18 protein-coding genes are annotated in these 17,740 nt (G+C 39.0%); 4 read left to right on the top strand and 14 right to left on the bottom strand.

All coding sequences use genetic code 11. The features are described 5' to 3' along the window. Nucleotides 1-114: 114 nt before the first annotated feature. The 3 genes from WQ54_RS12160 to WQ54_RS12170 are packed head-to-tail and all read right to left on the bottom strand — an operon-like array spanning nt 115 to nt 3,105. Nucleotides 115-1,002 carry a glycine betaine ABC transporter substrate-binding protein gene (locus tag WQ54_RS12160; protein ID WP_046516887.1) on the bottom strand — a complete coding sequence of 296 codons (888 nt, stop codon included), beginning with the start codon at nt 1,000-1,002 and terminating at the stop codon, nt 115-117. Further along, entirely contained in the window at nt 1,002-1,850 is an 849-nt protein-coding gene (locus WQ54_RS12165; RefSeq protein WP_046516890.1) for a proline/glycine betaine ABC transporter permease, read from the bottom strand. The genes WQ54_RS12160 and WQ54_RS12165 overlap by 1 nt, the downstream gene beginning before the upstream one ends. A gap of 1 nt (nt 1,851) precedes the next feature. Then, a complete protein-coding gene (locus WQ54_RS12170) occupies nt 1,852-3,105 on the bottom strand; it encodes a glycine betaine/L-proline ABC transporter ATP-binding protein (protein WP_046516892.1) in 1,254 nt (417 codons plus the stop codon). Between the two features lie 294 nt (nt 3,106-3,399). On the opposite strand from WQ54_RS12170, the gene WQ54_RS12175 reads away from it, so the two are divergent. Both WQ54_RS12175 and WQ54_RS12180 read left to right on the top strand, forming a co-directional pair. Continuing rightward, the gene (locus WQ54_RS12175) at nt 3,400-3,948 is read left to right on the top strand and encodes a GbsR/MarR family transcriptional regulator (protein ID WP_046516895.1); all 549 of its coding nucleotides are present in this window, start codon (nt 3,400-3,402) and stop codon (nt 3,946-3,948) included. Nucleotides 3,949-4,166: 218 nt separating this feature from the next. Further along, on the top strand, nt 4,167-4,508 hold the full coding sequence (locus tag WQ54_RS12180) for a hypothetical protein (protein ID WP_046516898.1): 342 nt from the start codon (nt 4,167-4,169) through the stop codon (nt 4,506-4,508). 183 nt (nt 4,509-4,691) lie between these two features. Here WQ54_RS12180 and parC read toward each other — a convergent pair whose 3' ends face one another. The 3 genes from parC to WQ54_RS12195 all read right to left on the bottom strand — a co-directional run bounded on the left by parC (nt 4,692) and on the right by WQ54_RS12195 (nt 10,009). Further along, nucleotides 4,692-7,145 (bottom strand): DNA topoisomerase IV subunit A, encoded by a 2,454-nt coding sequence (parC, locus tag WQ54_RS12185; protein ID WP_046516901.1) that lies wholly within the window; start codon nt 7,143-7,145, stop codon nt 4,692-4,694. 3 nt (nt 7,146-7,148) lie between these two features. Then, nucleotides 7,149-9,116 (bottom strand): DNA topoisomerase IV subunit B, encoded by a 1,968-nt coding sequence (gene parE / locus WQ54_RS12190; RefSeq protein ID WP_046516912.1) that lies wholly within the window; start codon nt 9,114-9,116, stop codon nt 7,149-7,151. A gap of 479 nt (nt 9,117-9,595) precedes the next feature. Then, nucleotides 9,596-10,009 (bottom strand): CoA-binding protein, encoded by a 414-nt coding sequence (locus WQ54_RS12195; RefSeq protein ID WP_046516915.1) that lies wholly within the window; start codon nt 10,007-10,009, stop codon nt 9,596-9,598. Nucleotides 10,010-10,245: 236 nt separating this feature from the next. Between WQ54_RS12195 and plsY the strand changes: the two genes are divergently transcribed. Together plsY and WQ54_RS12205 are read left to right on the top strand one after the other, a co-directional pair. After that, complete coding sequence (gene plsY, locus WQ54_RS12200; protein WP_046516917.1) at nt 10,246-10,827, top strand: glycerol-3-phosphate 1-O-acyltransferase PlsY; 582 nt, start codon at nt 10,246-10,248, stop codon at nt 10,825-10,827. Between the two features lie 896 nt (nt 10,828-11,723). Further along, nucleotides 11,724-12,017: a HesB/YadR/YfhF family protein gene (locus WQ54_RS12205; RefSeq protein ID WP_046516920.1), complete on the top strand. Its 294-nt coding sequence runs from the start codon at nt 11,724-11,726 to the stop codon at nt 12,015-12,017. A gap of 57 nt (nt 12,018-12,074) precedes the next feature. Here WQ54_RS12205 and WQ54_RS12210 read toward each other — a convergent pair whose 3' ends face one another. From WQ54_RS12210 to acnA, 8 genes are all read right to left on the bottom strand, one after another. Next, nucleotides 12,075-12,386, bottom strand: a complete 312-nt coding sequence (locus WQ54_RS12210; RefSeq protein WP_046516922.1) for a hypothetical protein — start codon at nt 12,384-12,386, stop codon at nt 12,075-12,077. Further along, a complete protein-coding gene (locus WQ54_RS12215; protein WP_046516924.1) occupies nt 12,386-12,802 on the bottom strand; it encodes a thioesterase family protein in 417 nt (138 codons plus the stop codon). The genes WQ54_RS12210 and WQ54_RS12215 overlap by 1 nt, the downstream gene beginning before the upstream one ends. A gap of 169 nt (nt 12,803-12,971) precedes the next feature. After that, nucleotides 12,972-13,220, bottom strand: coding sequence for a small acid-soluble spore protein Tlp (gene tlp, locus WQ54_RS12220; RefSeq protein WP_046516926.1), 249 nt, complete (start codon nt 13,218-13,220; stop codon nt 12,972-12,974). Between the two features lie 94 nt (nt 13,221-13,314). Continuing rightward, nucleotides 13,315-13,461, bottom strand: a complete 147-nt coding sequence (locus tag WQ54_RS12225) for an acid-soluble spore protein N (RefSeq protein ID WP_046516928.1) — start codon at nt 13,459-13,461, stop codon at nt 13,315-13,317. A gap of 65 nt (nt 13,462-13,526) precedes the next feature. Beyond that, entirely contained in the window at nt 13,527-13,658 is a 132-nt protein-coding gene (locus WQ54_RS12230) for an FbpB family small basic protein (protein ID WP_046516930.1), read from the bottom strand. Nucleotides 13,659-13,919: 261 nt separating this feature from the next. Then, nucleotides 13,920-14,429, bottom strand: a complete 510-nt coding sequence (locus WQ54_RS12235) for a TlpA disulfide reductase family protein (protein ID WP_046516933.1) — start codon at nt 14,427-14,429, stop codon at nt 13,920-13,922. Between the two features lie 18 nt (nt 14,430-14,447). Continuing rightward, nucleotides 14,448-14,858, bottom strand: a complete 411-nt coding sequence (locus tag WQ54_RS12240; RefSeq protein ID WP_046516934.1) for a hypothetical protein — start codon at nt 14,856-14,858, stop codon at nt 14,448-14,450. A gap of 145 nt (nt 14,859-15,003) precedes the next feature. Beyond that, nucleotides 15,004-17,730, bottom strand: a complete 2,727-nt coding sequence (gene acnA / locus WQ54_RS12245; RefSeq protein WP_046516936.1) for an aconitate hydratase AcnA — start codon at nt 17,728-17,730, stop codon at nt 15,004-15,006. Nucleotides 17,731-17,740: the final 10 nt, after the last annotated feature.

The raw sequence follows: 17,740 nt of genomic DNA on the forward strand, positions 1-17,740 counted from the left end.
TATATTAGTCTATATTTATATTGCTTCATCGCAGTTTTTTTGTAAATAAAAACACTTTAAAACAAAAAAATACCCGCGTCTTTACTCATTACGCAGGTATTTTTCGTCTTTCTCTTATTCTTTTAAGTCTTCAATCGAATCAATTTTCATGTACTTTGGTACAACCAAGCCTGTTTTAGCACCTTCCAGATTTGCACCTAAGTCTTCAAATTGGCCTTCGTATTTTTTAGATTGGTCAGCATGTGTTAGCGGCAGCCAGCCAGCTATATGTGCATCAATACTGCCATCAGCAACACCAGCCCACATTGGGCCAGCTTCTACCTGGCTGATGGTTACTTTATAGCCTAAGTCGGTAAGGACCTTTGAAATGACATTTGTACTGGCAATTTCACTATCCCATGCCACATACCCTAATTTTACCGCTTCGCCATTACCTGGCTTCGCATCTCTTGTCCATTCCGCCACTTTGTCAGCATGATCCTCTACCCATGCTGCAGCTGCTTCTTCTGGTGATGTTCCATCTTGAATCGCGCTCATCACAATCCCCATATCATCTGGAGTCCAATGAAATTGATCCAATACCTTATGGACACCTGGAAGATCTTCAGCTAAGCCATTACGAGCGATTGAGTGAATATCTTCCGCTTCACCATATGCACCTTTTGGATCCTCTAAATATTTCAAATCGAATTTCGAAAACATCCAGTGTGGCGTCCAGCCGGTGATGATAATTGGCTCTTCATCATCATACGCTTTTTTTAGGGCAGCGGTCATTGCTGCACCTGATCCCTCAATAAGCTCCCAATCTGATAGCTCATATTTCTCAATGGCAGCGGATGTTGCTTTCATGATCCCTGCACCTGGGTCAATACCTGTGATTTTATAATCGACCGCTTCTCCAACAGATGCGTTTTCCCCAGAGTTCGCCTCGCCGCTGCTGCATGCAGCAAGTCCGAACGTTAATCCTAATGCTAATGTTAGCTTTGATAGTTTCATAAACATTAAACTGTTCCCCTTTTTTTCGATTTTCCGATATTTTGGGTCATCCGGTCTAAGATAATCGCAATAATTACGATTGCTAAACCAGCCTCAAACCCCGTTCCTGTTTGCAGTTGTGTGACTGCACGATAAACATCCGCTCCCAAGCCAGGTGCACCGACCATTGAGGCAATAACAACCATCGATAGGGCAAGCATGATGCTTTGATTAATCCCGGCCATGATTGTCGGCATAGCCAATGGTAATTGAACCTTAAGTAATTTTTGCCCTGTCGTTGAACCAAATGCTTGTGTTGCTTCAATTAAATCCTCTGGTACCTGCTTAACCCCTAAAATGGTTAAACGGATCGTTGGCGGCATGGCAAAAATAACAGAGGCAACCACCCCTGGAACCACACCGATATTGAAGAAAAAGATTGCTGGTAATAAATAAACAAATGCAGGCATTGTTTGCATAAAGTCAAGAATTGGCGTAACAATCTTTCCAACTGTTTCACTTTGAGATGCCCAAATTCCTATCGGTATACCCAGAATTATAGAAATACCGACCGACGTAATAACGAGAGCAATCGTATCAATCATGTTTTCCCAGTATCCTAAATTATCAATTAATAGCAACCCGATCAATGTAAATAAAGCAATTCGCCAATTACACACCTTCCAGGCTAGTAAACTAACCAAAATGATGATGATAAGTGCTGGAATAAATCCTAAACCTGCTACAATTCCTTCGACAAAACCTTCCAAGCCATCTGCAATTCCTTCAAAGAATGGTTCAAATTGATCAACAAGAAATTCAATAAATAAATCAATCCAGTTAGCTATCGGTAATTTCGGGAAGAATTCTTGCATCTTAAAGCACCTCCCTTTCGTCAGTTACAGGGAGCTCCTGAGGCATGGTTCCATTTATATAGGCATCATTCCCAGCCAATGCTCCAATGACAGCCCCTCGAATGACAATTCCTTTTAATCGATTTTCTTGATCAACGACAGCAACAGGGATCTCTGCTGTTGAAACATCATCAAAAAGATCTGTTAATAATGTATCCTGCTGTACGGTTGTTAGATCCTTTTTCATCACTTCTGCCAGGGAAAGATTCTTTTCCATCGCCTTTTTTGCTTCGGCTGCAGTGATGGCCCCTAACAATTTCTTTTGCTTATCTACAAGATAAACCGTTGATATCCCGTTATCCTTCATTACTCTAAGCGCTACCCTCGCCCCTTTTTCAACCTGGACCGTTTCAGCACGCTTCATGACATGGCCTGCCGTTAACACTTTTGATAAATCAACATCCTCCACAAACCGTTCAACATAGTCATTGGATGGATTCATCAAAATTTCTTCCGGCGTACCAATTTGTACGATATTTCCATCCTTCATTAAGGCAATTCGATCTCCGATGCGCAATGCCTCATCAAGATCATGTGTGATAAATATGATGGTTTTTTCCATTGTTGTTTGCAGATCTAATAATTCATCCTGCATATCCTTTCTTATAAGCGGATCAAGAGCACTAAACGCTTCATCCATTAATAGAATATCAGGATCATTTGCTAACGCTCGAGCCAGACCAACCCTCTGCTGCATTCCTCCGCTAAGCTGACTTGGCAATTGATTCTCATATCCTTCAAGTCCAACCAGTTTAAGGGCATCCAACGCTTTCTGCTTACGGCTTTCTTTATCGATCCCTTGAATTTCTAATCCGTATTCCGTATTAGCGAGAACAGTGCGATGAGGAAAAAGAGCAAACCGTTGGAAAACCATGCTTAGTTTTTTTCTCCGCACATTTCTTAGCTCTTCCTTGTTCATTGCTACGATATCCTCACCGTCAATGAAGACTTGACCGCTTGTTGGGTCAATCAATCGATTAAACATCCGAACAAGAGTAGATTTACCGCTCCCAGAAAGGCCCATGATCACGAAGATTTCTCCGGGATACACTTCAAAGTTAGCCCGATTAACCCCTACTGTTGAGCCTGTTTCTTTCAATATTTCTTGCTTTGTTTTACCTAGTTTGAGCAGCTGTGCCGCCTTTTTGGTGTTTTTGCCAAAAATTTTCGACACATCCCGAATGGCTATTTTAACCGTTCTATCTTTCCTATTCATTTTTTCACCTCTATTAAACTCATTACATACGCGACTTTCAGTAAAAATGGATCCTTCCTTTCTATGATTTATTGTCACGAACACTCTGCCTTATTAATTATAGAAATAGTCCAATATGATTACAAAGCGCAAATAAGCTCAAATACCTTCGTAAACTATGTACAGAAAAAACTGTACGTACTTTATAAACTGTATTCTTAAAATTCCTCCATATTCCTTTTTATTCATCTTCTTTACTTTCAAATTGGAAATAGGTACTCTGTATATATAACTGCTTATAGGATGTGAAAGGTCTTGCAAGGTAAAGACGAACTTGAGAAAGCTCGTGAACGTGTAATAGAAGCAATTTCTCAAAATATGAATTTATACGGTGTGACACCGTCAGTAGGTCGATTATGGGGGTTGCTTTATTTTCAAAATCAACCGATGACCTTAGATGAGATGAAAATTGAATTAGGTATGAGCAAAACAAGTATGAGCACATCCGTGCGATCGCTGATGGATTTGCATATGGTGGACAAGGTTTGGAAGAAGGGAAATCGAAAGGATTTATATGTAGCTGAAGAAGATTGGTATCAGACCTTTATTGATTTTTTTACGATCAAATGGCGCAATGGTGTGACCATTAATGTAACGGCTATTGAGAAATCGCTGCGTGATCTGCATCTCCTCCTTGAAAATCCTGATCTTTCAGAAGAAATCGTTCATGAAATAAATCTTGATATAAAAAAGCTTCATGAAGCATTGGAATACTATGATTGGTTAAATCGCTTAGTTGACAGCTTCGAAACACATGACATTTTTCAATTTATCCCGAAAAAACCGCTGGATCGCCAAAAATAACGCTGCGATCCAGCGGTTTTTCATATTGTCTCAATTACCGCTTTACCGCTTGATCTTGCAATCGCGGAATCATTATCATTAAATCTATCTTTTTTTAATATCAAAAATCTCACATTGCAAATCTGATAAAATTTGATTCATTCAGACAAATAAAACTCTTTTCAAATCATCTAAAAAGGTTTATGATAAATCTATTCCACGGCAAAGGGGTGACAACATTGAAACTTCGCTTGCTGGTTAAATCAATGATGATGCTATTGTTAGTGATTGTTGGGTTTCATTTCGTTTCAATGTCGCACTTACAGCAGCCAGTCCATCATGGTAAAGTGCTAGCCGTTGAAGATGATGCATCATCAGAAATTATGAATCTACAAGAAGATGGCCAAAAGCATGGGTTTTTTGCTTACAGCATTCTAGTAAAGGATTCATTGATCTTAGTCGTTGCCATGATTTTCTTATGCACTGCTTCAACTAAGGCGCGGCGAAAATTAAAACAGTTCCTTTACTCGGTATATTACCAATCATCCTACTTTTCTAAAAATCATTTATTCACAACCTAAAATGATTTTATAGGAGGTAATAAATGATGTTTTGGTTAAGATTGATTCCAGTTGTCTTTTTTTCAATCACTGCACTTAGTCTATTTACGTACCAAGGAATAGAGTTCATACATGCATTTTCAGATTTCTTCCAAAAGAAATAAACAAAGAACAGAGGCTGTCTCAACCGAGACAGCCTCATTTTTATTCCTCATTTACCTTTTGTTCTTCCGCATCTGTATTTTCTATCCATACACGGATGACTGCTCCTGCATCCTGTTCATCAATAACGAAGGATCCGTTGCTGTAACGATCATTAGGTCTTAATGAACGCACATCGACACTTTCAATCATCCCTTTTTCTGTTTCAAGATAAAAATTCCCTTTATCTTTGACGATTTCTGCTCCGGCAATTCGATGCGGATTATTTTTTAACTCTCTAAGCATAACCAGACCGCGCTTAGCACGTGATGATTTTTCAAAATCAGACAGCGACATTTTCTTAACGGCCCCTCGATGGGTTGCTATAACAAGGAAGGCTTTATGATTGCGTTCCATTATTTTCCCGCTAACAACATGATCATCCGGTTTTAGGTTGATCCCCTTTACACCGGCAGCCCTTGGACCAACAATGCTCACTTCTTCTTCCTCAAACCATAGCCCGTAACCTAAATGGGTTACTAAAAATAAGTCATGCTCTCCAGAAGTTAGATGAACATCAACAAGGGTATCATCGCCTTTTAAATTTAAGGCAACAAGCGGTTTTGAATACCTTTGCGCCTTGTATTGGCTTAACTCTGTCTTCTTGACCATACCTGTCTTCGTAATAAAGGTCAGATAACGATTTTCTTCAAAATTCTTTACAGGTATTGCCTTAAGAATGATTTCATCGCGGTCAATTGGAATGATATTTCCAATATGCTGGCCAAGATCCTTCCAACGTATATCAGGTAATTCATGAACAGGACAATACAAGTAATTCCCTTTATTTGTGAAGAGAAGGACGACATCTGTCGTATTGATCTCTATTTGTGACAGCAGCCTGTCACTATCCTTCATCCCGAAGTCTTGGCCGTTCGATGCCGCATAAGACCTTTGACTTGTTCGCTTTACATAGCCATCCTTGGTAACTGTCACGATCACATCTTCAGAGGCAACCATGACTTCAAGATTGATCTTTATTTCTTCAATTTCAGCTTCGATGACTGAGCGGCGCTCATCCGCATACGTCTTTTTCACCTTTTTCAAGTCTGTTTTAATGACTTTCAGCAAAACAGCCTCATCATTCAAAATGCTCATTAGTTCATTGATTTTCTTTTCAAGCTCTTCTGCTTCTTTTCTTAGTGCAGTAATATCCGTATTTGTTAAACGGTATAGCTGTAAGGAGACAATTGCTTCAGACTGAGGCTCGGTAAATTCATATTTTTGAATTAAATTATCCTTTGCATCACGTTTATCTTTAGAAGCACGGATTGTCGCGATCACCTCATCTAAAATCGATAAAGCTTTCATTAGGCCGTCTACGATATGTTGGCGTTCGCGTGCTTTACGGAGTTCATACTTCGAGCGATTTGTGACAACTTCCTTTTGATGGCCAATATACGCATCAAGAATGGCAGGCAAGCTCATTTGCATTGGCCGGCGATTATGGATAGCCACCATATTAAAGTTATACGTAATTTGCAGATCGCTGTTTTTGTATAAATAATGTAATACACCTTCTGCATTTGCATCCTTTTTCAGCTCGATGACGATTCTAAGACCTGTCCTGTCCGTTTCATCCCGTATTTCGGATATTCCTTCAACCTTTCGTTCAATCCGGAATTCATCCATGCGTTTTACTAAATTCGCTTTGTTTACCTCATATGGAACTTCTGTAATGACAATTTGCTGTTTTCCGCCGCGAATTTCTTCAATGCTCGTCTTACCGCGGATGATGATTTTGCCTTTTCCAGTTTCATACGCCTTTTTAATTCCTTCGATCCCTTGGATAATACCGCCTGTAGGAAAGTCTGGACCTTTCATAATTTTCATTAACTCATCGACTGTACAGTCCGGTTTATCCATTCTTTTTATGACCGCATCAATGACCTCACCTAAATGATGAGGCGGAATGTCCGTTGCATAACCTGCTGAAATTCCTGTTGAACCATTGACTAATAAATTGGGAAACATGGCAGGAAGTACGAGCGGCTCCTTGCTTGTGTCATCAAAGTTTGGAACAAATTCGACTGTCTCTTTTTCAATGTCACGCAGCAATTCAGAAGCGATCGCGGATAAGCGGGCTTCCGTATAACGCATAGCAGCTGGCGGGTCACCGTCAATACTTCCGTTATTTCCATGCATTTGAATTAGAAGGTTTCTCACCTTCCAATCTTGGCTCATACGCACCATTGCGTCATAAACGGATGAGTCTCCGTGGGGATGATAGTTACCAATGACATTCCCTACTGTTTTAGCGGATTTACGAAAGTTTTTATCATTTGTATTTCCGTCAACATGCATGGCATATAAAATTCTTCGTTGTACAGGCTTTAAGCCGTCACGCGCATCTGGAAGCGCACGATCTTGAATAATGTACTTACTATAACGTCCAAAACGGTCACCTAGTACATCTTCAAGAGGTAAGTCACGAAATAGTTCAACTGATTCTGCCATGTCCTATACCTCCTCTGCAACCGATAAATGTTCGTTTTCTAATATATTTGTCTCTTCATCAAGACCAAATGCGACATTGCTTTCAATCCATTTACGTCGTGGTTCAACCTTATCACCCATCAATGTTGTCACACGGCGCTCAGCACGTGCAGCATCATCAATTTTCACGCGGATGAGCGTTCTTGTTTCCGGGTTCATCGTTGTTTCCCATAACTGATCAGCATTCATCTCTCCTAACCCTTTATAACGCTGGATCATATATCCTTTGCCAACCTTTGAAATAGCATCTTTTAATTCATCATCAGACCAGGCATATTCAATAATCTCTTTCTTCCCTGTCCCTTTGCTTACTTTGTATAAAGGCGGTAGCGCAATAAATACCTTTCCGTTCTCAATAAGCGGCTTCATATAGCGATAAAAGAAAGTTAAGAGCAAAACTTGAATATGGGCACCATCAGTATCCGCATCCGTCATGATAATCACCTTATCATAGTTAATATCTTCAACCGCAAATTCAGCACCAACGCCTGCACCGATGGCATGAATGATCGTATTGATCTCTTCATTTTTAAAAATGTCAGCAAGCTTCGCCTTTTCTGTGTTAATAACCTTACCTCTTAAAGGCAATACCGCCTGAAAACGACGATCTCTCCCTTGCTTGGCTGAACCGCCGGCAGAATCACCCTCAACAAGATAGATCTCATTTTTTAATGGGTTTCGCGACTGTGCCGGTGTAAGTTTACCGCTTAACGTGGTTTCTGATCGTTTTCGTTTCTTACCGCTTCTGGCCTCTTCCCTTGCTTTGCGGGCAGCTTCTCTCGCTTGAAATGCCTTAATCGCCTTTTTAACAAGCAATGTACCTGCATCTGGATTTTCCTCCAGAAAATAAGAAAGGTTTTCGGAAACAATCGCATCTACAGCAGATCTTGCTTCGCTTGTACCGAGCTTGCCTTTCGTTTGACCCTCAAATTGCAGCAGCTCCTCAGGTATCCGCACAGATACGATTGCGGCAAGTCCTTCACGAATATCGGAACCCTCAAGGTTTTTGTCCTTCTCCTTCAGCAGCCCTGTTTTTCGCGCATATTCATTAAACGCTCTCGTCATGGCGGTTTTTGAGCCGGCCTCATGTGTTCCGCCATCCTTCGTACGAACGTTGTTTACAAAAGATAAAATGTTTTCCGAGTAGCCGTCATTAAATTGAAAAGCAAATTCGGCTTCTATTCCATTTTGCTCTCCGTCAAACGCTACGACAGGATGAAGGGCATCCTTTTCTTCGTTTAAATAAGAGACAAATGCTTCAATCCCATTTTCATAATGATAAACTTCATTTTGGTCATGACGTTCATCAATTAGCTCAATTTTTAATCCTTTTAACAGGAATGCAGATTCCCGTAAGCGTTCGCTTAGCGTTTCAAAATTATAGGTAGTTGTACTAAACATGGCTGGATCTGGCTTAAAGTGAATGATCGTACCTGTCTTTTTTGTTTTCCCCTTTTTTTCAAGGGTGGTGACAGGTTTCCCGCCATTTTCAAAACGTTGTTCATAAATAAAGCCATCACGCTGAATCGTTACGACCAGCCATTCGGAAAGTGCATTCACAACAGATGCACCAACACCATGCAGACCGCCGCTTGTTTTATAACCGCCTTGGCCAAATTTCCCTCCGGCATGAAGGACAGTTAAAATCACCTCAGGTGTCGGCTTTCCAAGCTTATGCATTCCAGTCGGCATTCCGCGGCCTTTATCTTGAACTGATATACTATTATCTTTATGTATCGTAACAATGATATGGTCTCCATGACCAGCTAAGGCCTCGTCCACTGAGTTATCGACGATCTCGTATACAAGATGATGCAATCCTCTGCTATCCGTGCTGCCTATATACATACCAGGCCGTTTTCTTACTGCTTCCAGCCCTTCAAGCACCTGGATGGCATCATCATTATAATCAAATTGTTGCTTATTACTCAAACGACTAAACCCCTTTCAGTTGACACACTATCAAATCATCTCTCTAAAATTAAGAACGCATGTTTTAGTATTTTATACAATAATTTGCGTATCGACAACCCACAGTTTTTAAGAAATGCTTATTTTTCCTGTAAAATATGTTTATTATGTTCGGGCAAATTACGTAATATCCATGTTTATTGTATCTGTTCATTTGCTCTTTTAGCAAACCATATTCGTGTAAGAAAGGAAAAAATCCTTGTTTTTTACAAGGATTTTTCTAAAAATGATCACATTCTTTTTTTATCCTAATCCTTACTGGCAGTATATCCCACTTCAACATTCACTTATTTCAAAAAAGATGAATAGAGGGAAAACTTGCCAGTAAAGATCACATGAGATATTGCAGCCTAATCAGATGAGACATTAGAATGTGACGGTTTAAGTGTGCTAACCATCCTTAGGGAAGAATATAGCCTCTTCAGATGGAAAGTCTCCCTTTATTTCGTCATTGCATGTTCAACCTTAATGCATCGATTCATAATAACTGTTTTTTGATTCTTTTTTAACAAATCATACGCTTCTTCGTTCTCAAGACCTAATTGTGCCCAATAAACATCGGCATCTATTTCTAAAAATTCTTTTGCCACATCAAGTAAATGCTCAGAACGGCGGAACACATTGACAATATCCACATGCCCATCAATTTCCTTTAAAGAGGCAACCGCTTTCTTACCAAGCACTTCATCGACCGTAGGATTGACTGGAATAATATCATATCCAGCATCCTGCATCGCTTTACTGACCATGTAGGATGTGCGTTCCGGATTATCCGATAAGCCGACAACGGCAATGGTTTTGCTGTTTTTTAAAATCTCCCCAATTTCCTGTCTTGATGGATTTTCAATCGCCATTTTCATCCAACTCCTTTACCTTCATAATAGCAAGTACTGCCTTGACATACAAATAAATCGGTCTATTTCTTTATAAAGTGTGTTCAAAGCTTTCTTGTTTTATCCTGTATCGAAAGTTCAAATCCCTCCAATACTAGGAAAGCCAATGATGATTTTTTTGTTTTTTTAATTCTCTCATAGAGTTTTACTCTACCTCCATGATAGAATAAAGGAAGATTACACAAAGGAGCACGTATATGATTGAAGCCATTATTTTTATTTTAGCGTATTTACTAGGATCAATTCCATCTGGACTGATTGTAGGCAAGCTCGGATATGGAGTCGATATTCGTGAGCATGGAAGCGGGAATTTAGGCGGAACCAATACTTTCCGTACACTTGGAGTGAAAGCCGGGTTAATTGTAACAAGTGCCGACATCCTAAAAGGTACACTTGCTGCAGCATTGCCTTTCTTTTTTAATAGTGAATTAGATCCGCTTTTAGTCGGTATTATTGCGGTTCTCGGACATACATATCCTATTTTCGCAGGATTTAAAGGCGGAAAAGCGGTAGCAACTTCAGCCGGTGTACTCCTGCTATATGTACCGCTCTTGTTTATAACAATGATTGCATTCTTTTTCCTTGTTCTTTACTTAACAAAGTATGTTTCTTTATCATCTATGCTAGCAGGTGTCTACGGCATCATTTACAGCCTATTTACAGGGGATATCCCTTTAATCATAGTGATTACGCTATTAACCCTATTTGTCATCTACCGGCATCGGGCAAATATTAAACGAATCATCGATAAAACAGAACCGAAAGTTAAATGGATATAAAATAAGATGTCCATTAAATAAGGGTTTTTCCTTAAAAACCACTTAAATAGTAACAAAAATAGTAAATCTCACACTATTTAGCAGTCCGATTCACCTATGAGTCGGACTGCCTCTTTTTGTTGATCTATCAGTTTGGAAAAAACTGCAGTGGAATTACATCTGATGTAACACCGTATTTAACAGGGTGAGAAGTAATTTTCACCATGCCATTTCATTGTTAAAGGACATTGAAGTGAATCATGTTTTCTTCTTAAGGACTATTCTATGAAGATACAGTTCGTTTTTATATAATCTGACCTTCCTCTAGGACATTTTCATGATTTCCAAAGAGAGTTTTGGCCTTGAGTACCTTTCTATGGGACATTTACATGATTTTCAAAGAGGGTTTTGGCTTTGAGTGCCCTTCTCTAGGACATTTACATGATTTTCAAAGAGGGTTTTGGCTTTGAGTGCCCTTCTCTAGGACATTTACATGATTTCCAACGAGGGTTTTGGCCTTGAGTGCCTTTCTATGGGATATTTACATGATTTTCAAAGAAGGTTTTGGCTTTGAGTGCCTTTCTATGAGACATTTACATGATTTCCAACGAGGGTTTTGGCTTTGAGTGCCTTTCTATAGGATACGCTCGAGTCATATCAAATTCATAAAGGTTTTTTACCAATAACAGCTAAGATTCTAATTCAGTTTTGATTTTAGCTATTAATTGTTCTTTTACTTCTAAACCGAACTCGTTAAATGAATAGTGGTTATTATCCTTCACAAAAAATTTACATGTTACACCAGGTACAATCATGGTTCTATTTTTCGTTCTATATTATAATGAAATAAGCAGCTTTTATTTTCAGCTGTTTTTAAGACATAAAATCTTCGCAGAATAACAAGAGGAGTGTTGAAAATGGAAATGATCATTGATGATAAAGCTGCCAACTGGTATATAGAGGAATTACAGCTGCAAAAAGGCGATATGGTTCAATTTTTTGTCCGTTATGGCGGATGCAGTAATGTTCAAAAAGGCTTTTCCCTTGGTGTGGCGAAACAGCAGCCTGAAGAAATCGGAGCAAGTGCAGAACTTAATGGGATTACTTTCTTTGTAGAAAATCGTGATCTTTGGTATTTTGACAACCATAATCTGCGTGTTGAATTAGATGAAGAAGGTAACGAGCCAACCTTTACCTATATCGAGCAATAATGATATTGCATGAAAATAAGGTCAAAAGCCGCCATTATGTTAGCTTTTGACCTTTTGTCATTTTTTATTATGTAATTTAAAACGTTGAATATGATCTTCCAACCCATAGTGTTTTAAAATATTCAGCTGGGTTTCACCTAATAAGTCAAAATGTGGATACTGATCATTAAAGTGAATCCATTCTTTTTTTAGCCCGAATTGTGCTCCCCAGGCTGCTAATTTTTCAATATTATTACAGCCAGCCTTTGTGACACAATGTGAATGGGGAAACCGATCATCCAGCCAAAAATGAGTTAAAAAAGAAATTTCACCACGTGAAACTTCATCCTTCCATTTTGCTAATTCTTTCCTTGAGATGCCAAAAGCCATTACTTCTTCGCCTTCTCATATGCTTCATGCCAGTCTGGAAAGAGCTTGCGGAATTTTACTGGTCTGAACGTATCCTTATGAACACATACATGGCTGGATTTAGCTTGTACAGCTAATTCTCCTGTTGATGTGTAGATTTCGTACCCATAAACACTTTTCATTCCGTTATATTCTTCTATCCATGTATGAATCATCGCTGTTTCTCCATAACGCATTGGCTTTTTGTAGGATATTTCAATATCAATTACAGGAGAAATAATTCCATCCTTCTCCATTTGAGCGTATGAAAACCCAAGGTCTTGAATTAATTTTGTTCTGCCTACTTCCATCCAAATTAAATAATTCGCATGATAAACAACACCCATTTGATCGGTTTCAGCATATCGAATTTCAATTTCTTTTTTTGATACAAGCATGTTATTCTCTCCTTGCTGCCCTTAATCGCAATGTAAACCAATTCCATTTATCCATCATATCATAGAAAAGCTAAATGCATGAATGAAAAAGACTTATGACACTTTTGGTTAAACCTCACCTATTGAAGTGATTTATGCAGAAAAAAATAAACCAGGCAAAAAGCCTGATTTATTGCTGATTATTACGGTATCCTTCTTCGCGCGCTTGTGCTTCATCCTTGATTTCTTCACGCAATGCATGAATGCTTTCTTCGCGGCGAGCGTTTTTCGCTTCAATTCTTTCACGTTCTTCAGGTGAAGCAAATTGAAGGGTATCTTGTGCTTCTTCAATGTTTTCAATCGTATTTTGAACCATGCTTTGTAGTTTTTCAACGTTGTCTGAGCGATCATCTGGATTTGGACGGTTTTGGTTTGCCATTTAAATCCTTCCTTTCGTGTTAGCATATGAAACAACAATTTTAGTCTGCTATTTTGAAGGGATTTTTAAACTTATTTTTTGCTAAAGGTAAGAATTACTCACCCTTGGTTTGCATTACTTGAGCATGCTTTCCAGATGTATCTTGCATTTTTTTGCCTTTATTATTCCCAAACCCACGCGGTTTTGTTCCAACATGGTTAGGATTAAAATGACTTTGTGTATCATTACTTTGGTTTGTCATGGTTTATCGCCTCCTCAACGGATAGAATGCCCATAAAAAAGGCGATACATGACTAGTAAAGCTTGTTAATCTAATTTCCTAAGCATCTTTTGCTCCCAGCGTTCCTCAATTCTCTCAAGAGCCTCTTGATCCTTTAAAAGCTGCTGCTTATTTTCTAAAACTAACTCCTCAAATGTTCTTTTTTTATGTTTTCTCACACATCTCACCTCCGCTTACGTTATTAAAAAGGATGTCCAATTTTCAAAAAATTTAGTACATTTTTTCTAAAAAGCTTTGATAAATATAAAAGCACTTTTCTAAAAAATGGTTGTTTTTTCGTTTTTACGGATCATTACTGCAGAAAAAGGTTGATGAATGGAATGCAAGACTCCTGCTAGGATGGAAAGCGAGCACCTGAAGTTCCATTATTAAAAAGCAGCAAGACAAAAAAAAAGACTGAGACATTTTGCCTCAAGCCTTTACTCTAATTCAAGCAGGTCTTTCATTTGTTCATAGGTCATAGCTCCTACAAATTTTGACGTAATGATTCCATCTTCATCTATAATATAAGATGTAGGGTATGATAACACTTCAAATTGCTTATTAATGGCCCCTTTTTCATCCAATAATACCGGGAATGTTAAATTCAATTCTTTCACGAATTTTTCAACCAATTCCGTGTTTTTCTCTGAACTCGTAAGGTTAACTGCTGCGATCACAACATCGTCACCAAATTCATGATGAATCTTCTCCATATCAGGCATTTCGGACCGGCATGGAGGGCACCATGTTGCCCAAAAATTAACGATTACCTTTTTCCCCTGCAGATTGGACAAGCTCATCATTTCGCCGTCAAGCGTCGTTAATTCAAAGTCTGGTGCAGCATTGCCTTCTGTTACACCTACTCTCACGTTACTCGGATTAATGGCATAATAAATCGCATACCCCACCAGAAAGACTAAAATCGAAATAGCTAATATTTTTTTCATATGTTTTTACAAGACCTCCTAAGCAAAAGACAAAACCACAATTTTTATTAGATGAAATAGTAAAATATAGCTAATCGTTACAAGCAGAAGCGAAAAACCAAACGATTTTATCGAAAGTTGATCTTTTTTCGCTGCCGCTCCTAGATAGACCAAACTTATGACAAACCCTAAATAAATCCCTTTTTGGCCGCCAGTAAAGTAGATCCAGCGATTTGTCCACAAGAGTTCCGGCCGAAACAAAACAATGCTAAATTTATACGTAAAAATTAAGATCAAAACAACTGTCCAATAATGCTTTTTAATAAACTGTTTTGGCGCAGATTCCTTTACTAATACGCCTATCAAATAATATGTAGTAAGAAAGGTAATTAGGACAATGATATAAAAATACTGAACCGTAAACGGTCCTAGTTGAAATGCGTCAAACATGACTTGATCTCCCTCAAATTGATCCCTTTCTCTATTAAATCATGGAACATAAGAAAGAACAATGGATGGTGGTTTTTGTTTGCGGATTAGACACAAACACTTGCAAAACGAAAAAAGGAACGGGATCCCGTTCCTTTTTACTATGTTACGCTTGTAATTTATCACGTAATACCATTTGAAGAATTCCGCCGTGACGGTAGTAATCAATTTCAACTTCACTGTCGAAACGAACTAATACTTCAAATTCTTTTTTGTTGCCAGCTTCATCTGTAGCTGTCACTTTTACGAAGTCACGTGGTTTAACTGTTTCGTCAATAGCAACTTCAATTGTTTCTTTTCCAGTTAATCCTAACACTTCTGCGCTTTCTCCCTCTTTAAATTGAAGCGGAAGAACACCCATTAGCACTAAGTTACTGCGGTGAATACGCTCGAAGCTTTCAGCGATAACTGTTTTGATGCCAAGAAGGTTTGTTCCTTTAGCAGCCCAGTCACGAGAGCTTCCCATACCGTAATCTTTTCCAGCTAATACAACGAGTCCTGTGCCATCTTTCTTATAATCCATGCATGCATCATAGATTGATTTAACTTCGCCAGTTGGCCAGTAAGTTGTATAGCCGCCTTCTGTACCAGGAGCAACTTGGTTTTTGATACGGATATTAGCGAATGTACCTCTCATCATAACTTCATGGTTACCGCGGCGAGAACCGTAAGAGTTAAACTCTCTTGGAGTTACGCCATTTTCTTGGAGGTAACGTCCTGCAGGTGTATCTTTACCGATTGAACCAGCAGGTGAAATATGGTCAGTTGTTACGGAATCACCGAATTTAGCAACAACACGAAGGTCTTTTAACGCTTCAACTTTGCCAGGTTCAGCAGTTAAGCCTTCGAAGAATGGAGGGTTTTGAATGTAAGTTGATTTTTCATCCCAAACATATAACGCCTCATCTGTTGTTTCAATTTCATTCCAACGCGCATTATCATCAAATACTTGCTCATATTCTTTTCTAAATAGCTCAGGTGTAACAGTTTTATTAACAACTTCGTTAATTTCTTCTGTTCCTGGCCAGATGTCTTTGAAGAATACATCATTACCGTTTTTATCTTTACCTAATGAATCGTTTTGAAGATCGATGTCTACAGTACCAGCTAATGCGTAAGCCACAACTAATGGCGGTGATGCAAGGTAGTTACCTTTCACTAGCGGATGAATACGTCCTTCAAAGTTACGGTTACCAGATAAAACAGATGTTACTAATAAATCGTTTGCAGCAACTGCTTCTTCGATTTCATCAGCAAGCGGACCAGAGTTACCGATACATGTCGTACAGCCATATCCAACAAGGTTAAAGCCAAGCTTTTCTAAGTGTGGAAGAAGACCAGAGTTTTCTAAGTAACCTGTAACAACTTTTGAACCAGGAGCTAATGATGTTTTTACATATTTAGGCACTTCAAGTCCTAATTCAGCAGCTTTTTTCGCAACAAGACCTGCAGCTACTAATACATAAGGGTTAGAAGTATTTGTACAGCTTGTGATCGCAGCGATGGCAATCGCACCTGTTTTCATTTTTGTTTCTTCACCGTTTTTAAATGTCACAGTGATTTCTTTATTGATCTCTGTAGGTTCTAAACCAAAGCCTTGGTTACCAGCCGGCGCTGCTAAATGCTCATGGAATTTATCCTTCATCATTGAAAGAGGGATTAAATCCTGTGGACGTTTAGGACCTGAAAGGTTTGCTTCAATTTCAGAAAGGTCAATTTCAACAACCTTTGTGAATGTTGGATCTTCATTTTCAGGCGTGAAGAATAAACCGTTCGCTTTGCAATATTCTCCAACAACTTGGATTAGTTCTTCGTCACGGCCAGTTAAACGCATATAATTTAATGCTTCTTCATCAACAGGGAAGAAACCGCAAGTTGCACCATATTCAGGTGCCATGTTTGCAATTGTTGCACGGTCAGCAAGCGGAAGCTTTGCTACACCAGGACCAAAGAACTCAACAAATTTACCAACAACACCTTGCTGACGTAATACTTGTGTTACTTTTAAAGCTAAGTCAGTTGCCGTTGTACCATTTGGCAGCTCACCAGTTAATTTAACGCCGATTACTTCTGGAACTGGGAAGTATGAAGGCTGTCCTAGCATACCTGCTTCTGCCTCGATACCGCCTACACCCCAACCTAGAACACCGATACCGTTGATCATTGTTGTATGTGAGTCAGTACCTACTAATGAATCAGGGAATGTTTCAAATTCACCGTTTTCATTTTCTACTGCATGAACGACACTTGCTAAATATTCTAAGTTTACTTGGTGAACAATTCCAGTTGCTGGCGGTACAGCACGGTAGTTATCAAATGATTTTTGTGCCCAGCTTAGGAATTTATAACGCTCATTATTACGTTCAAATTCAAGATCCATGTTAAACTGTAACGCATCAGAAGTTCCTGCTTTGTCAACCTGTACAGAGTGGTCAACTACAAGGTCAACTGGAATCTCCGGATTGATTTTATCAGGATCTCCACCCATGTCAGCCATCGCTTTACGAAGTGACGCTAAGTCAACGACAGCAGGTACACCAGTGAAATCTTGTAAGATAACGCGAGATGGTTTAAATGGAACGTCGATGTCCTTTTGTTCCGAAGTTCCCCACTTCGCTAAATTTTCAACATGTTCTTTTGTTATGACTCTGCCGTCTACTTGACGTAATACAGATTCTAAAAGAACCTTTACTGAATAAGGTAAGCGCGAAACGTTACCAATTCCTGCATTTTCTAATGCTTGTAAGGAATAGTAGTTGTACGTCTTTCCATTAACCGTAAAGCTTTTACGTGCTTGGAAAGCATCTTGTTTTGTAGTAACTTGATTAGTCATTTTGCTTTCT

Source organism: Bacillus sp. SA1-12, from assembly GCF_000981385.1.
Lineage (GTDB): Bacteria > Bacillota > Bacilli > Bacillales > Bacillaceae > Metabacillus.

Bases quoted from the DNA above. Each gene is read 5' to 3' on its own strand.
- WQ54_RS12165 (WP_046516890.1), bottom strand. From the start codon at position 1,850: ATGCAAGAATTCTTCCCGAAATTACCGATAGCTAACTGGATTGATTTA.
- WQ54_RS12240 (WP_046516934.1), bottom strand. From the start codon at position 14,858: ATGTTTGACGCATTTCAACTAGGACCGTTTACGGTTCAGTATTTTTAT.
- acnA (WP_046516936.1), bottom strand. From the start codon at position 17,730: ATGACTAATCAAGTTACTACAAAACAAGATGCTTTCCAAGCACGTAAA.
- WQ54_RS12215 (WP_046516924.1), bottom strand. From the start codon at position 12,802: ATGCTTGTATCAAAAAAAGAAATTGAAATTCGATATGCTGAAACCGAT.
- WQ54_RS12160 (WP_046516887.1), bottom strand. From the start codon at position 1,002: ATGTTTATGAAACTATCAAAGCTAACATTAGCATTAGGATTAACGTTC.
- WQ54_RS12205 (WP_046516920.1), top strand. From the start codon at position 11,724: ATGGAAATGATCATTGATGATAAAGCTGCCAACTGGTATATAGAGGAA.
- parC (WP_046516901.1), bottom strand. From the start codon at position 7,145: ATGGCAGAATCAGTTGAACTATTTCGTGACTTACCTCTTGAAGATGTA.
- plsY (WP_046516917.1), top strand. From the start codon at position 10,246: ATGATTGAAGCCATTATTTTTATTTTAGCGTATTTACTAGGATCAATT.
- WQ54_RS12170 (WP_046516892.1), bottom strand. From the start codon at position 3,105: ATGAATAGGAAAGATAGAACGGTTAAAATAGCCATTCGGGATGTGTCG.
- tlp (WP_046516926.1), bottom strand. From the start codon at position 13,220: ATGGCAAACCAAAACCGTCCAAATCCAGATGATCGCTCAGACAACGTT.
- WQ54_RS12210 (WP_046516922.1), bottom strand. From the start codon at position 12,386: ATGGCTTTTGGCATCTCAAGGAAAGAATTAGCAAAATGGAAGGATGAA.
- WQ54_RS12195 (WP_046516915.1), bottom strand. From the start codon at position 10,009: ATGGCGATTGAAAATCCATCAAGACAGGAAATTGGGGAGATTTTAAAA.
- WQ54_RS12225 (WP_046516928.1), bottom strand. From the start codon at position 13,461: ATGACAAACCAAAGTAATGATACACAAAGTCATTTTAATCCTAACCAT.
- WQ54_RS12235 (WP_046516933.1), bottom strand. From the start codon at position 14,429: ATGAAAAAAATATTAGCTATTTCGATTTTAGTCTTTCTGGTGGGGTAT.